Genomic DNA, 17,021 nt, shown 5'->3' with positions numbered 1-17,021 from the left:
TATAAGGGGAGACAGAACGATGAAACTGGCAGGATGGAAGCGTAAATGGCATGCGGTCACGATGATCGGCGTGCTGGCGGTAACCACGGCTTTGACCGGCTGCAACAATGATACGGCAAATACCGTGGTGGAAAAAGAGGGTTCGGCGACAGCTCAGAGTACGGCTTCTTCCGGCGCTTCTTCGGAAGCGCCGCTGGAGGAAATGGAATATAGCTTTTTCGATGCCGTACACAGCACGCCGCAGGACTTCTACAACAATCCGAACGACGTCGTTACGCCCTATATCGAGAATAAATTCAAGATCAAGGTGAGCGACATCGTCACGGCGTCGGGGATGCGGCCGGAAGAGAAATTTAATCTGCTGGTCGCTTCCGATACGCTGCCCGACGTGGTGCTGGTCGATAATCCGAACGTGAGCAAATTTTATGCGAGCGACAAGTTCGTCGCGTTGGACGATTATATCGACCAGCTCCCCAATATGAAAAAGTGGACGTCCGAGCTTGCCTGGAACATGTTGAAGGACAAAGACGGACATATTATCGCGCTGCCCAATGCAACGCCGTTCAAGAGCGACCCGCAAGTCGGCGCGAACATTCCGGACGACGACATTTTTTACAAAGGGCAAACGAGCATGGGCCTGGTCGTGCGGGAGGATATTCTCAAAAAGCTGGGTTACAAGTTTAAGACGATGAGCGAGATCGAAACGGATCTGAAAGCGAATCCGCGCAATTATACGGCGGACGAACTCGCGCTCGATCCGAAAATCGAGACCGTCGCGGACTTTACCAAGCTGCTACAGCAGATTAAAGACCTGAATCTGGTCGAAGGCGACAAGCCCGTCATTCCGCTGAGCATGATGAACTGGAGCATCTATCATTTCAGCACGCTGTATACGAACCCCGGCTGGATGATTGACGGCAGCAGAAATGTAAGCGGATTCCTGGACAACCCGGGCATGCGGGATTACTACAAGACGATTAACCAATGGTACGCCGGCAAGCTGCTGGACAACGATTACGTCATTCAAAAGACCGAGCAGTATATGGAAAAGCTCAATTCCGGCCGGATTGCCGTCGCGAGCTATTCGGACAATTGGTCCAAGTCGAGAGAATCCTTGAAGCAGATCAATCCCGAGTACGATCTGAGGCCGATCCCTTGGCCAAAGGCGGCCAGCGGAAAAACTTACGTGGATGCCACTTATCCAAGCGGTTTTTATAATGTCATGATCAGCAAAAAGGTGAAGGACTTGCCGCGCCTGCTGAAGTATTTCGATTGGCTCTATTCCGACGAGGCCATGGAGCTGATGACATGGGGACCGGAGAGCGCTGGGCTCTATACGGAGAAAGACGGCAAGCGCGTATTCAAGGACGAGGCGTTCGGCCAGGCGGTCGCCAGCGGACAAAAAACGGCGGACGGGAAGTCGGCCAGCTACTACGGCCTTTACGATCCGTTCTACAGCGACGGCTTCACCTCCAAGGCATTGCGCACCGCTGTCGGCTTGTTCGGCTACAACCCGGTGACCTGGCAGAAGAGCTATCCGGTGAAAATGGACGCCTTTGAAACGGCCAGACATGCGGTAGCCGTGGAGAAGCTGGCGACCGACGGAACGCACGTCGCTCCGTACGGCGAGAACGCAAGCGAAGTCGGAAACTGGTTCTGGGGAGAGTTCGTGGCGCAAAAGGTGGCTAAAATTCTCAAGGCCAAGGACGATGCGGAGGTCGATCAAGCCTTCGATTCGGTATTAAAAGAATTCAAGGCCGATAAATACGAAGCGGCCAAAAAGGATATGTCGGACTATTTCCGGGTGCTTCAAGGAAAATAGCAGTGAGCGATCGCGAATCGAATCTATCATCTTCTGGAGGAATCATCCATGAATCCATTGAAGAAAGCGCTAGTCGTGACGATCTCCGCCTTGCTTTCCCTTTTTATCACTTTGCTGCCCGGTCAGGCATTGGGCCCGCTCCAAGCCAAACCGGCCGCGGCAGCCGGAACGATAACGAACGATACGACGAACAAGCGGCTCATCGTGAGCGGCGGCAATGTAACGCTGTCGCTCGATTACAACCTCAAAAGCAAAATCGATTCGCTGAAGATCAATTCGGTCGAGACGCTGGATGCGGGCGGCATTCTCTCCAGCTTTGAAGTGCCGAGAGGAAGTACCCCGGTTACGACGTCCACGTTGTCGACCAGCCCGACCGTATCCGTAAGCGGCAGCACGGCGGTGGTCAGCGGAATTTCGTATCAAAACGCATATCTGAAGGTGACGGAAACATGGACCTTCACGGCCAACACGGACGACGTGCAGGTCAAGGTGGATAAGACGAACGACTGGATCTCCGGTTCCTACACGACGGTCGATATGAAATCGCTCGGCTTTACCTTCAAGCAGAGCATGTTCAATACGGCCTATCGCGGAGACGGCGGGTCGAATACGTTAATCTCGCCTGCGGACGGGACCACCTTGCGGAGCCTGACGCCCGGGGATAAGTATTACGGCGAGGAAGCGGAAGCCGGCTTCGGCTACATCGGAGGCGACATGGATTTGCTCAGCGAGTCCAACGCCTTCCTGCTCAAGATCCGGACAACCTCCAGCCGTTACATTTCATCCGAGATCTATCGCAGCGCCACCGCGCCTTATTCTTTGAAGCTGGATCATAAATTGAGCTTGCCGGCATTCGCCCATACGTTGCACAACCCGGATAAAACCGTGAACTTCCACTTGTTCTCGCCCGTGGCGGCCAACGTCAACAACAGGCATGCTTATGATCCGGTAGCGATCGCCGATTTGCAGTCCGACTCGATCACCTATACGATCAGCGCCAAATTAAACCTGGACGATTATTACGATATCGGCAGCTTCCCTGCCGCCTCCGGCATCAATGAACAGAAATTCGCGCGGTTCATCACGGAATTCGGGCGGGATTCGATCGTCGATTTATTGGGGGCGGGCGGTGCATGGAATGCGCTAAGACCCGAATATTCAGGATTGATGGAGATCCAGTGGGGCATCGACGCGATGCTGGCCATGCAGGCGTCCGCCAGCAACAGGATCGCGCTCGAAGCGCTGAGGAAAAATACGGAGATGGCCATTGCCGTGCAGGATCCCTACGGGCATATCAGAGGCGTAGCGGGCGGGCAGGCATACGAATTTCCGGAGGATTCGGAAGCGGACGAGGCGATCCCGCTGGCCGCAGCAGCCTATATTAACGCAACCGGGGATGCGGCTTGGGCGAATACGGTCAAGGCGGGCATCCGCAAAGCGCTGGATTTCCGGCTGTCCAAGGATTCCAACGGCAACGGATTGGTCGAAGCGACGCTGGCGACCAACACGGGATTAAGCGCGCAGGCCTATCTCGATCAAGTCTACCTGGGCGGAGAGGACGCCTATATCAACGCGTTGATGTACGGCGCCCTGACGCAATGGGCCGACATTGAAGAGAAGGCCATCGGGGATGCGGCCAAGGCGCAGTATTACAGGGACAAAGCCCGCAGGCTGAAGGAAGCGTACAATAAAGACCTGATTTACGGCGGACTGTGGTCCAATACGAATCAAGGCTTTATCGGCTGGCGGAATATGAACGGCACGATGAAGGCCGACGTAAAATACGTGCACGTGGATTCGGCGGCCATCAAGTATGGCGTGGCGAATAAGGAGCGCATGCAGTCCATTCTGTACGGGGGCTTCGACACCTATCAGGGCCTGGACGACTGGATGGTCCGGAATCAGGCGAAGGCTTATCCGCTCAATCTCTACCCGATGGACGGCACGGAGGTCAATCCGACCTTCACCGCTTCGTTCCCGGATTGGGAGAACGGCGACGTATTTCCCCATACGACAGGAGAAATGGTCGGCGCCTATGCAAGAGCGGGGAGCGCGCTTCCGTTCAAATACATTAAAAACATCGTCGATCTCTACTATCAGCCCGGCGATCCTTACTGGGCGCAGGACGTATTCACCTGGCAATTGACCGGCATCTTCGGCATGTACACGAAGATGGACGTCAACATGGAAGCCGGCGCCACGCTGATTACGGACATGCTGGGGATCAAGCCGAAGTACGACGCTTTGGAGGTGAATCCGGTCCTGGATTCCTCCCTCTTCGGGACGGAGATCAACTACAATATGCGGGGCCATCAATACCGCATTCGCTACGACGGGCAATTAAGCAGAACGCTCATGCAAAACGACGGCGCGGAAACCGTCCGGTTCATGTGGAACAATATGAAGCCCGGTTATGCGTACACCATCAACGACAATGGAACGAACTACTCGCGTACGGCCGACGAAAACGGGTTGGTGACCTATAACATTTCGGCCGCCGGGGCGCGTACGGTCACGATCTCCGACAGCATGGGCGCCGGAACGTCGACGTCGCGCAGCGGCAGCGGCGCCTCGACGGTCGGCGGGTCGCAGACGTCCGCCAAAGCCGTCGACGGCAATGCGGCCACTTATTGGTCCAGCGCCGCGTATGCGGATGCCGGGCATTCGGAATCCGTATTTGTCGATATGGGCGCCAATAACGCGGTGAAGCGGGTGCAAGTCACGCCGAGAAGCGGCGGCAGCGGATTCCCGGTCGACTTCAAGTTCCAATCCAGCCTGGACGGCATCGAATGGTTCGACGTGCCGGGCGCCAATTACAGCAATTACGCTAATCCGGGCTCCACGGCGCAGTCCTTCTCGTTTAACGCGCCCGTACTGGCCAGATATATTCGGATGCATGCGACCCGCTTAGGGGCCGACGGCGGCGGCTATGCCATGCAAGTCGCGGAGCTGCAGCCGTATGCCGTCGCCGTGGCGATGAATGAGCCCGGCATTAAAAAGTTCAAGGCGACCTCCGGCTTCTCGAACTCGCAAAGCGTCAACAACTGGAACTACCAGGAATGGCTGTGGAACGGCAGCACGACGACGGTCAATCCGATGACCTGGGTCGGCGGCAGATGGAAAGGCACATCGGACTATAGCCTGATCGGCAGCGGCTGGATGCATCCGGACGACAACCGCGAGGCCGTGCGCATCTATACGGCGCCGCAGGCCGGAACGGTCAAAGTCACCGGCGTCGTACGGCTTCGCTACAGCGGCGGCAACGGAATCAAGGTCAAGATTTTGAAGAACGGATCGCCATGGTGGCCATCAAGCGGCTACGAGACCATCACGGATATTACCGGCGTTGCCTTCCAGGGGGTTACGACGGTCAACCAGGGCGACCAATTCAGCTTTGTCGTCAACAATAACGGCAACAGCAATTCCGATACGACGTACTGGGCGCCCCAGATCGCGTTTGTCGATACTTACAACGGCGACGCGGATTTTTCGTCCACCCAGGGAACCAAGAACTGGTTCTATAAGGAAGAGGCGGGCGGGGTTCTGAGCAATATGACCTGGGACAGCGCGAATGGACGGTGGAAGGGCAGCGCGACTTACAGCTTGATCACGAATCAGTGGCAGCACCCGGATGCCGGCCAGGACGCGGTAAGAGTGTTCAAAGCGCCCAGGGACGGCATGATCGAGATCACTGCCGCGGGGAATGTCAGGAAGAGCGTTGCGGGCGGGGATGGCGTGCAGGTTCGCATCCTCAAAAATAACGAGACCGTCTGGCCGAATGCGGGCGGATGGCAGTTCATCGCCGGGAACGATACGACCGGGCTTAATATGAACGTGCCGCTGTACGTGCGTCAAGGCGACGAACTGAAATTTTACGTGAATCGGTATAACACGATCACGAGCGACAGCACGACGTGGATCCCGCAGATCCAGTATACGGAATAGGCAAGAGGAGGCGTACGGATTTGAACGGCATAAACGGCGAAAACGGCCAAAATACGATTCCGTGGCATGATCTTGAGGCGTCCGGCGAGCTGCGCAGACGGGCATCGCTCAGCTTTGACCGGCTGGAGACGGAACCGTACGAACCCGATGCGGTCTTCAAAGCGCCCGATTACGAGTGGCCGGGCGATTGGGAGGGAAGGACGATCTTGGCGTTAGTGCTGCTGGCGCAGGCTACGCAACGGGAGCCGAAGCATCTGGGAGAGATCATGAAGTGCTTGCCAGATCATCTGAATGCGCATGGATATTTCGGATCCGTCCAAGAACCGGGCACGGTCGACGAGCAGCAATTGTCGGGCAACAGCTGGTTTTTGCGGGCTATGGCCGAGCATTACAGGTGGAAAAAGGATGCCTTCTCGCTGTCGGTTATTGAGCGAATCGTCCGGCATCTGCTCCTGCCTGCGAGCGGGCATTATAGGGAATACCCGATATTGCCGGAGCAGCGCGTATTCGCCGGGGAAGCCGTCGGCGAGCTGCAGCAAGAGCGGGTCGGCGCTTGGCGGCTGTCTACCGACATCGGCTGCGCTTTTATTATGCTGGACGGCGCTACGCAGGCGTACCAGATCGTGCCGCGACCGGAATTGGGCGCGTTGATCGACGAAATGATCGCCAAGTTCAAAACCGTCGATTTGGCCGGCTTATCCTTCCAGACGCATGCGACTTTGTCGGCGCTGCGGGGCGTGCTGCGCCATTACGAGACGACCGGCGAAGCGTGGCTTCTTCGCAAGGCGGAGGAAGTGTTTGCGCTGTACGTGCAGGAGGGCATGACCGAATCGTATGCCAATTACAACTGGTTCGGCCGGCCGGATTGGACGGAAAGCTGCGCGGTCGTCGATTCCTTCATCGTCGCCGTCTCGCTCTGGAAGCATACCGGCAAGGCGGCGTATCTGGATACGGCCCATCATATTTACTATAACGGCATGGGTTACGGTCAGCGGCCCAACGGCGGATTCGGCTGCGACGTATGCACGGGAGCGGGCGGCGAGCGCATGCTTGAACCGAAGTCGCCCGAGCTGTTCGAGGCGTTCTGGTGCTGTACGATGCGGGGAGGAGAAGGTCTTGCCCGCGCGATCGAATATAGCTACTTTGTGCATGAGGATCAGATAACCGTGCCTTTCTATGGGGAAAATCGGGGCCGGTTTATCATGGAAGACGGACAACTCGTTATTCGGCAGCATGCCGATTATCCGTATGAAGGGCTTGTACGCCTTGAAATTATCGCATCCACGGTCTCCAAGCCTGTCACCCTGCGTCTCTTCGTACCGTCTTGGGCGGAGACGTCGTCGATCGGCTTGCGGGTCGATGGCGCAGCCAGAAGCGTCGCCGTGCACAATGGATTCGTAACCGTGACGGAGAAGCTCGAAGCCAGAGCTGTCATCGAGCTCGCCTTCGGCATCTTCCTTCGTCAGGAAACGGCATTCGGCCGTCACGGCGCGCATGATGTTTTTTCATTCAGGCACGGCGTTCTTTTGCTCGGGATCGACAATGTCGGGGCGCCAATCGCGATCGACGGCAACACGGACATGGTGGCGCTTGGCAGAGGCGCATACGCCATGGGGACATCAGGCGCGAAGCTGACGCCGGTCAACGATCTGATCGATAAGCCGTATGACGAAGCGGTCCGCAACAGAAAGCAGGTATTGTTCTAAGCGCTCCGCGGATTATAAAAGGAACGTCAGGGGGATGATCGCCCTGACGTTCCTTTTAAGTTTGGCGGGTATCTGAGCCTGGGGCGCGCGGAACGTCTATCAATGGCTCATTTGACAGCCGTTTCAATAGGCCCGCGTGTCGACGCTTGCGTCGTTCTTTCACTGCAATGCCTGCAAATATACATCTTTTTTTGCCGATTTCGACCTCTTTGTACATAATAGATGTAAATGTGCAGGTATTTCTCTTTCATCAACCTGATTTCGGCTTGCGCTTTGCATTTACCTGCGCCCTTGCAGGTATTTCATCATGTGTCGCGAGTCGTTAGAAAATAAATGTACAAATACAGTTACCAAACATCCATAAAGCTCCGGTACACCGAGCGCGCTTACCTTTCCGTAAATTGCCGCCCAGATTTATACTTTCTGATTTTTTACATTTCGTGCGCAGCCATCTATTGCAATATGCGGAAAATCCCCGACTGCAGCCGCCCGATCGCGTCCGAGGCCTCCGCCAGCTCTTTATCCGAACTTCCCTCGATTCGCTGCAAGAAGCGATTCATCATAAAGGAAAACGATTCGTTCATTCGGGCTTGTCCGAGCTGCGAAAGCCGGATGTGCTGTTTTCTCCGGTCCGACGGATCCTCGATTTTTTCGCAGAGGCCGTGCTCCATCAGCTTTTTGATCTCCCGGCTCGTGTTGGGCATCGAGATGCCCTTGCACTCGCTGATCCGGCTCAAGGTCATCGGCTGTTCAACCGCGAGAAACTCCATGATCTCGTATTGCTGCGGCGTCAGGCCGTGCATCGGCATATCCTTGGTCATCTCGTAATGAACCTGGTGCGCCGACGTAATGAGGGAGACAAGCTGCTGGAAAACCGTCGATTTAAAATCCACATCGATCACCTCGAATTCCTTTATGTTATCGGCATGCGGTATCTTCTTATCAAAAAACAACTAAATTATAACAAACAAGTCGTTCCATGAAAATGACCGGAAAAAACCTTAAGATTTCACCTGAAATCGTTGGATCGACACTAACGCTGGCTCCCGACGTTCCGATACCATTCATACTAAAGGTGAGGAAATGCGAGGGATGAAGATGAGATGGACGAACAGAACCTGGGCGACGCTCGGAGACAGCATCACGGACGCGAACGGCTATCAGCCGCTCGTGGCAGAGCGGCTGCAGTTCGCAGCGGTCGTCAACCTGGGACGCAGCGGTACGCCCATGACGGCGGGGGGAGAGACGGATGCGCACGCAACCGTCCGCATGGGCCTTGGCTTGCATCCCGTTCCGGACTGCGTCACCGTCTTCGCCGGCACGAACGACTATCGGCTCGGCAAGCCGCTTGGCAGCCTTCATTGCAAAGACGACGGCACCTTTTGCGGCGCCTATGGGAAGCTGATCGAGAGCCTGCTCGAACGCCGTCCGGATAGCCGGGTCAATCTGTGGACGCCGCTGCAGCGGGATAAAGACGGATGGGATAAGGAAAGGCGCAACCATGCAGGCTTCAGGCTGGACGACTATGTCGAGGCTGTCAAGGCGATCGGACGGCATTACGCGCTGCCCGTGCTCGATTTGTATGCGGAGAGCGGATTTACGAGGCAGACGCTGGGCTTTTTTACGACGGATCGTCTGCACCCGAACGAAGCGGGCTTTAGACGGATCGCCGACATGGCCGCTGCCTTTCTCGCAAGATTGTAGCGTAACGATTGAATTCGGATTATGTAAATCGTCCTCCCATAAGACCGTCATTCCGCTTTATTTGAGGTGTCTCGTCTGCCATCCAAAATGAAGGTATCAAATCAAAAATAGCGCTATTTTGTCGCTGGAAGCGCGATGGTATAGTGGGGTGGCAATGAAAGAAAACGCTGTCAACCCGATTGGACAGGCGGGCGGCGATGGAGGCAAAGGAATTGACGGAGAACACGAACAACGCAAATCGAGGGCATTCGGAGCGTGTCATACGCAAGGCGCACGAAGCGGAAAATACCCGTAATATTCGCAAGGAAAACTACGATGTTGTCGTCTGCGGCGGCGGCTTGGCGGGATTCTGCGCGGCGGTGGCGGCAGCCAGACATGGCTCGCGGACCTGTCTCGTTCAGGATCGGCCCGTCTTCGGAGGCAACAGCTCGTCCGAGGTTCGGGTGACGCCGCATGGAGCGGCCGCGTTTCACGTTTATGCGAAGGAGACGGGCATTATCTCGGAGCTGCTGATCGAGGAGCGTGCCCGCAACCACGAGGTCATCTTCGAGAACGGATGGACGAACAGCGTATGGGATATGGCGATGTACGATCTGGCGGTGCGAACGCCGAATCTGACCTTTTACCTGAATACGTCGATCGTCGAGGTTCGCAAGAGCGCGGAGCGGCGCATCGAAGCGGTCGTCGGCGTCGTGGCGAATGCAGAGACAACGCTGGAATTGAGCGGCGAAATCTTCATCGATTGCACGGGCGACGGGATCGTGGCGGATCTGGCCGGGTGCGAGTGGCATATGGGCTCGGAAGGCCGAGACGAATATAACGAGCCGCATGCGCCGCTTCAGGCGAGCGGCGACGTGATGGGCTCGTCGCTGCTGTTCAAGACGGTGAACACCGGTGCGCCTGCGCCGTTCGAGGCGCCGGAGTGGGCAGCGAAGCTCGACAACCCGGACTTTTTTTACAAGGAAGGAAGAAGGCCGAACGATGTGCGCGGCGGCTACTGGTGGATCGAGATCGGGATGCCGTGGCATACGATTCACGAGAACGAAGACATCCGGCATCAATTGACGCGGTACGTGCTGGGCGTCTGGGACTGGATCAAGAACAAAGATCCCAATACGAAAGAGCTGGCCGCGAACCACGCGATCGACTGGATCGGGCAGGTGCCGGGCAAGCGCGAGAGCCGGAGAATCCAAGGTCTCTATCTGATGACCGAGCACGATCCGCTGAACAGAACCGTTTTCGAGGACGAGATCGCTTACGGCGGCTGGTTTCTGGACCTGCATACGCCGGGCGGCCTGCTGGCGCCGACGAGCGAGCATGCGAGCGCCGAGGGCTACAGCGAGACCAGCTCGTATATGGTCAAAAGCTATTGCGGACCGTACGGCATTCCGCTCCGTTCGTCGATCGCACGCGACGTCGACAATCTGATGATGGCCGGACGCAACGTCAGCGTCACGCACGCCGCGCTCGGCACGGTGCGGGTCATGGGCACGACCGCGATCGTCGGGCAAGCGGTCGGCACTTCGGCCGCGATTGCACTGAAGCGCGGCATCGCGCTTAAGGACGTGCCGGGCCAGGCAATCCGGGAGGTGCAGCAGACGCTGCTCCGCGACGGCTGCTTCCTGCCGAACGCGACAAACGAGGACGAGCTGGACCTGGCGCGCACGGCCCGGGTTGCCGCGAGCAGCGAAGCGGCTTGCGCAGGTATGGATGCGGAGCGGGACGACAAGCGGCGGTTCCCGGAGACGGAGGTGCTGCGCGAGCGCAAGGGCCAATGGATCGCGATCGCGGAGGAGAAGCTGGATCGCGTGGCGGTCTGCCTGTCCAACTTGTCGGACGTAGAGCAGACGGTGGAGGCGCGGATTCTGCCCGTCGATCATATCTGGGATTACCGCACGGAGGAGATTGAGCCGCTTGCGACAACGTTGCTTACGGTCAAGCCCGGCGCGAGCTTCGAGTGGATCGAGTGGGACGTGCGCTTGACGAAGGCCGCGGGTCTTGAGCCTGGCAAGTACGTGCGTCTCGACCTGCTGGCCAATGCGAACCTGCAATGGCATGTCGCATCGGGCGCCGTGCCGGCGCATACCTGCGCGTACGAGATGGGGGGCGGCAAGATGCGCAGGGACTGGAACGGTCCGACGCGCAGCTTCCGGGTTGATCCGCCGCAGCGCAGCTTCGGTGCCGAGCAGGCGATCAATGGCGTGGCGCGACCTAATCGGTACACGAATCTGTGGCGTTCGGACCCGGAAGCGGCGCTGCCGCAATGGCTGGAGCTGACTTGGGAGCAGCAGCGGACGATCGGGGAGGTGGAGCTGACGTTCCCCGGCCATCTGCTCTGGGAATATCACGGGTATGCGCCTTTCTATAAAGACCCGCAATGTGTGAAGGATTACCGGATCGAAGCGTGGGTAGGCGGTGCGTGGACGGAGATCGCGGCCGTTCGGGGCAACTACCAACGGCACTGCCGCCACCGTCTGGAGAAGCCGGTCACGACCGCCAAGCTGCGCGTCGTGATCGAGGCGACCAACGGAGACCCGTCCGCCGCCATCTACGAGATTCGCTGTTATGCGCCGCAGGGCGAGTAATTAAAACGTCTAGTCCATTACCTTCTATCGCGCAAAAGTGCAGGAATTTCGCCTGAAACATCCTGAATTTCGCTCAGAGAGGCGAGCTGCCGTGCACTTTTGCGCATTAGATCGCAAAAAACCACCTTACTAGCCTTGAATGATGTACTTTTGCAGGATAGCTCTAGATAGAGCTGCACCATTCTCATACGCACGGACTCCTCTTGTTCATCCGCCGCTCGAATGATGCTCAGAATAGCGCAAAAAGGTCACCCCTGTCCCTTGATTGCGCGTCTAAAACGGGTATGTTATGCTTAGAATAACAAAAGAAGCCGGTGGGCCAACACCGACTTCCTGCACAACTGCTTCGGCGGGGGTGCCTCCAACTGAATCAGCTGGACACGAAATGACCCGTTTCCCGTGGCGCGAACCTAGGGCGGGTCATTTCCGTTTATTCAAGTAAGTGAGCAACGCCAGGACGAACATACCGAGCATCATCACTTCTTGAAACGAAAATGTCATAGCCTCACCTCCAATCTGGAGGCGGACTACCCCGACTAGGCGAGTCGTACAACCTATATAATACTATCTTTTGCCACCTTCTGGGTGGCTTTTCTTATGCTAAAAAAACTTGCCACCAACCGGCTCAATGAGCGCATAGTAGAGCGACATCGCGGGACGACGTCGGTTCGGAGCTAGTTCAACCTGATTCGGGCTTTTTCTACCTGGAACGCCGATACTCCTTCGGGGACATGCCGAAGTAGTTTTTGAACGCGCGGGAGAAGTGGTACAGATTGCCGTAGCCGACCCGGTCGGATACTTCGTTGATACGCAGAGTGGGATCCTGCAGCAGCTTGCGCGCTTCTTCCATCCGTACCTTGATCAGATAGGCGGTGAAGGTCGACCCGGTCCGCTCCTTGAACAGCCTGCTGAAGTAGGAGTAGTTCATGGATACGCGGTTGGCCATCTCTGCCAGCTGGATGTCGCGATTGAAGTGCTCCCGCACGTAGGACTCGGCGAAGGTGATTACCGTTTCCTCCGGTTCGGCATGCTCGCCGGCGGATTGCTTGGCCGAGCCTGCGTATTCTTTCAAGTACCGGCGAATATCATCCAGCGCGTGGAAGGAGGCAAGCGCGCGGCCGGACTCGCTCCGCTCGAGCGGATGATGTCCGCTTAGGCGCCGCCGAATCTCGGTGAGCAGCAGGCCGTAGACGGCTTCGATTTGTTCGAGCGAAGCGGTCCCAATCAGGCTGTCGGGCAGCCAGCGGTCGATCCAGAGGGCGATCCGTTCCAGCTGCAGCGTATCGACGGCAAGGCGCAGCTCTTCGATATCTTTGCGAGCAGGCGATAAGTTCTCGCGAACGCCGGCGGACATTGCCGGCTGCCACCATAATACTTCGCAGGGCTCCCGCAATATCCGATAAGACCTCGCGAGCCTGGCATGCTTGTAAAGCTGTCGCAGGCCGGCAGGCGATCCCGGCTCGCTGACGAAGGCAGTCGCCCGCTCCGCCCCCGTCTCTCGAAGGTGCGCAACGGCAGCCTCGAGCAGCGAAGTCGGAGCGTCAGCCCCGATGTCTTCCGCAAAATTGACGATTGCGCACACCTGTCCGCCGCTATCTTGGAACACGATTACCTTCAGTCGGTCGACCCATCCGCCCGCGCGCGCCTCGCGGTCCAGCGCGGATTCCACAAGTCCCAAGTCTGCCAAGCTAAAAGAAGCTTCGCTAACCTGGAACAGGGCGACAACCGCATGAGCGTGACTCAGGTAAGCTTCTGCCGCCGCAAGATCCGCCGAGCCTCCCGCCGAACTCCCCGCAGCACCCCGCCCTTCGGCATCGTTCAGCAGCGCGTTCATCCGCGCGGCGAGCGCCAGATGCTCCGACTGACGGCTTCGTTCCGCCATGGCAGCCTGCCTGGCATCCACCTCGATGGCCGCGATCGCTGCCTTGATCTGATCCGCAAGCTCGGCCGAGCCCGCCGGCTTCAGCAAGTAATCCAGCACGCCGTATTTGAACGCCTCTCGAACGTAGGCGTAATCGCCGTAGCCGCTCAGCAGAATGAATTTGGTCCGCGGCAGCTCGGCGGAGAGACGGCGGACGACCTGTATGCCGTCGATATCGGGCATGCGCATGTCCGTAATAACGATGTGCGGCTTAAACTCGGCGGCCGCCCATAGCCCTTCCTCTCCGCCGCAAGCGACGCGGATCTCCGAGATCTCGCTCAGTCCCGCGCGCTCCAGCTTGGCTTTGACCCCTTCGGCGATCAGACGCTCGTCATCGATGATTAGGATGTTATACATGGTTGTCTTCCTCTCCATTGCCGCAGGGAATCGTCACGATCGTCTCCGCATATTCGCCTTCCAAGCTGTTCAGCCGAATGGCATAGATTTCACCGTAGAACAGCTTTAATCTTTCGTTGATATTGCCAAGGCCGATGCTCTCTCTCGTCTGGTCGTCAGGCGGCGCATAATCGGAATCCCTGAACCGCCGATTGAGAGACGCGAGTCGCGTCTCGTCGATGCCCGGCCCGTTGTCCTTGATCGAGATCAGGACGGTCCGCTCGGGCTGAAGGCCGGCCGTAAGCACGATGCGAAGCGAGCCGTTCGCCGGAAATCCGTGCTTGATACTGTTCTCCACGATCGGCTGCAGGATGAAGCGGATCATGCGAAGCGCCAGCAGCTCCACCGGCACCTGAATATCCAGCTCGATATCGCCGCCGTATTTGATCTTTTGCAGATTCATGTACTGCTCCAGGTAGCGAATCTCGGATTCGAGCGTCGCGAACTTCGAACGTCCGTCCATATTGTAACGCATCATTTTCCCGAAGTCGGCCATCGCGTCCGATACCTCGAATTGCCCCGCGAGCTCCATTCTGGCGCTGAACATATCGAGCGTATTGTAGATGAAATGGGGGTTGATCTGCGACTGGAGCGCCGCCAATTGGGCGTCCTTTTGGATCGTTTCTTTGCGGATCATGTCCTTCATCAGCGTCGTAATCTTGTTCAGCAGCAGGTTGAAACGCTCGCTGATGACGCCGAACTCGTCCCGCCGCCGGATCGGAATCGGCTCGAAGCCGGATTCGATCGCCTGATCCATCTGGCGGATGCTCGTTCTCATCGTGCGCAGCGCCATTTGCAGCACGGAGTAGAAGGCGAATAGCAGGACGACCGTCGCGGCGATAAAAATCAGGTTGCTGGCGACCTGCCAGGAATTCGCCGTGCGCGGGAGCCTAACGTTCATCAGCATGGACAAGCCGACGCGGTCCAGCCGCTCGCCGATATAGAGACGGCCGCCGAGAACGGCATGACCGCCGTCGGCCAGCTTCCGTTGAAGCGGGAGCGGGGGGCCGACGGCGCTGCCCGCGGGAAAAACAAGTTCGCCCTGCGCATCCGCAATGACCACGTCCTGGTCGGCCTCCGGATTCTCCTGCAGCGCCGTCCCGAGCAGATCGCCCGGCCGCACCTCGACGAGCGTAAATCCGATGTCGGCGCCCTCCAGCGATACCATCTTTTGCACATAGCCATACGTCCGGCCGGCCTCCGGGCTGTCGCGGACGATCCATGCAGATTTGGCTCCCGACTCGGCGAAGGGCGCGTACCAAGGCTCCTGCATCGCGCGCGTTGCGCGGAAGAAGGCGCCGAACCCTTCCGGAATGCTGTCGTTTTTCATATAAACGGATATTTTCTCCGTATTGACCTTCTGGAACAGCATGGCGTAGTTGATCAACGGCGCCGCATAGCTGAAATACGTATCCAGCGAGTCGTCTCCCGAGAAGGGGCTCCCGAGAAATTGCTGCAGGCGATAGTTATAGGTGATGGAATCGCTGAGGCTTTCGAGCAGATCGATCTTGTTCTCGATCGTGAACGTTATCTGCTTAAGCGTCGTGGAAGCGTTTGCGATCAGCTGGGCCCGAAGGAAGCGCTGGGATTGATCGTACGTATAGAGCCCGAGCACGCTGAAAGGGAGCAGGATCAGCACGACGAAAGCCAGCATGACCTTGCTCTTGATGCTCATGGCGTTTATATAGCGAAGCATGGCGAACCTTCTCTCCTAAATGGAATTCATCGTCCCGCGCGTAGTCCTCGGTAATTCGACAATCACGTATTCGACAATTTGCCCGCCAACCCTTCCGGCGGCAGCGCGGAACCAAAATGAAGGTATCAAATCAAAAATGGTGCTATTTTTATAAGCGCTTTCAAGAATTATAGTTAAGTCACACAAAGAGAACGCGATCCGCAGGCGGTGCGGCAAGCCTATGCCGCAGGCCGGACAGATCCAAGGATGGGAGAGAAAAAAAGTGGAAAGAACCTTAGAGGCAAGCCGGCTGGCTGCCGCTTCGGGAACGAAGGCGAGCGGCCGACGGTCAAAATGGAAAAGCCAATTCGCGCTTCAAAGCATGGTATGGCCCGGATTGCTGTTTCTCCTCGTCTTTTCGTATTTTCCGATGTACGGCATTCTGATCGCCTTCAAGAAGTACGATTTATTCCTGGGCATCATGGACTCGCCATGGGCGGGCCTGACCTATTTCCGCGAATTCGTCACCGACCCGAACTTTTTGAACGTCCTGCGCAATACGCTCGCGATGAACCTGCTCGCGCTGCTTCTCAGCTTCCCGGCGCCGATCCTGTTCGCGCTGCTGCTCAACGAGCTGACGGCCGGCCGTTTCAAGCGATTCGTGCAAACGGTTTCGTACGTGCCGCATTTCGTATCCTGGGTCATCTTCGGCGGGCTGATTCTGACCGTGCTGTCCCCGACGAACGGCGTGCTGAATCTGCTGCTCGTCAAGCTGCATTTCATAAACGAGCCGATCAACTTCATGGCCAAGCCCGAGCTGTTCTGGTTCATCATGGTCGGGGCAGAGATGCTGAAGGGCATCGGCTGGGGAGCCATCATCTATATCGCGGCGATCGCGGGCGTCGATCCGGAGCTTCACGAAGCCGCCAAGATCGACGGCGCCGGCCGATTCCAGCGGATGTGGTACGTGACGGTGCCGAGCATTATGGGGACGATCGTGATCATGCTCATTTTCGCCGTCAGTTCGATTCTCAATACCGGCTTCGAGCAGATCATGGTCATGCAAAATCCGCTTAATCTCGACGTCAGCGAGACGATCGACACTTACGTGTACAAGGTCGGACTTCAGCAGATGCGCTATTCCTACTCGACTGCGGTCGGATTGGCCAAATCGGTCGTGGCGCTTATCTTGCTCTTCGGAGCGAATTACCTGTCGCGCAAGCTGTCCGACAACAGTCTGTTCTAAGTTATGAAGAAGGAGGATTCA

Annotated in this window: 9 protein-coding genes; 6 read left to right on the top strand and 3 right to left on the bottom strand. The window is 57.3% G+C overall.

Annotated features, from left to right (window positions below; translation table 11 throughout):
• Positions 1-19: 19 nt before the first annotated feature.
• The 3 genes from KB449_RS26130 to KB449_RS26120 are packed head-to-tail and all read left to right on the top strand — an operon-like array spanning position 20 to position 7,473.
• Positions 20-1,822 (top strand): type 2 periplasmic-binding domain-containing protein, encoded by a 1,803-nt coding sequence (locus KB449_RS26130; RefSeq protein ID WP_282911174.1) that lies wholly within the window; start codon positions 20-22, stop codon positions 1,820-1,822.
• Positions 1,823-1,870: 48 nt separating this feature from the next.
• Positions 1,871-5,767, top strand: a complete 3,897-nt coding sequence (locus tag KB449_RS26125) for a discoidin domain-containing protein (protein WP_282911173.1) — start codon at positions 1,871-1,873, stop codon at positions 5,765-5,767.
• 20 nt (positions 5,768-5,787) lie between these two features.
• On the top strand, positions 5,788-7,473 hold the full coding sequence (locus KB449_RS26120; RefSeq protein WP_282911172.1) for a beta-L-arabinofuranosidase domain-containing protein: 1,686 nt from the start codon (positions 5,788-5,790) through the stop codon (positions 7,471-7,473).
• Positions 7,474-7,925: 452 nt separating this feature from the next.
• On the opposite strand, the gene KB449_RS26115 is transcribed toward KB449_RS26120, so the two are convergent.
• Positions 7,926-8,366, bottom strand: a complete 441-nt coding sequence (locus KB449_RS26115) for a MarR family winged helix-turn-helix transcriptional regulator (RefSeq protein ID WP_282911171.1) — start codon at positions 8,364-8,366, stop codon at positions 7,926-7,928.
• Positions 8,367-8,565: 199 nt separating this feature from the next.
• On the opposite strand from KB449_RS26115, the gene KB449_RS26110 reads away from it, so the two are divergent.
• Together KB449_RS26110 and KB449_RS26105 are read left to right on the top strand one after the other, a co-directional pair.
• Positions 8,566-9,177, top strand: coding sequence for an SGNH/GDSL hydrolase family protein (locus tag KB449_RS26110; RefSeq protein ID WP_282911170.1), 612 nt, complete (start codon positions 8,566-8,568; stop codon positions 9,175-9,177).
• A 197-nt stretch (positions 9,178-9,374) separates the two neighbouring features.
• Positions 9,375-11,762 (top strand): FAD-dependent oxidoreductase, encoded by a 2,388-nt coding sequence (locus KB449_RS26105; RefSeq protein WP_282911169.1) that lies wholly within the window; start codon positions 9,375-9,377, stop codon positions 11,760-11,762.
• 700 nt (positions 11,763-12,462) lie between these two features.
• On the opposite strand, the gene KB449_RS26100 is transcribed toward KB449_RS26105, so the two are convergent.
• Positions 12,463-14,040 carry a helix-turn-helix domain-containing protein gene (locus tag KB449_RS26100; protein ID WP_282911168.1) on the bottom strand — a complete coding sequence of 526 codons (1,578 nt, stop codon included), beginning with the start codon at positions 14,038-14,040 and terminating at the stop codon, positions 12,463-12,465.
• Positions 14,033-15,775, bottom strand: coding sequence for a cache domain-containing sensor histidine kinase (locus KB449_RS26095; RefSeq protein ID WP_282911167.1), 1,743 nt, complete (start codon positions 15,773-15,775; stop codon positions 14,033-14,035). The genes KB449_RS26100 and KB449_RS26095 overlap by 8 nt, the downstream gene beginning before the upstream one ends.
• 262 nt (positions 15,776-16,037) lie before the next feature.
• Here KB449_RS26095 and KB449_RS26090 point away from each other — a divergent pair, with 262 nt between their 5' ends.
• Positions 16,038-17,000 (top strand): ABC transporter permease, encoded by a 963-nt coding sequence (locus KB449_RS26090; RefSeq protein ID WP_282911166.1) that lies wholly within the window; start codon positions 16,038-16,040, stop codon positions 16,998-17,000.
• The last annotated feature ends 21 nt before the right edge of the window (positions 17,001-17,021 follow it).

The organism is Cohnella hashimotonis (assembly GCF_030014955.1).
Lineage (GTDB): Bacteria > Bacillota > Bacilli > Paenibacillales > Paenibacillaceae > Cohnella > Cohnella hashimotonis.
This window is presented reverse-complemented; position numbering and strand designations above follow the sequence as displayed.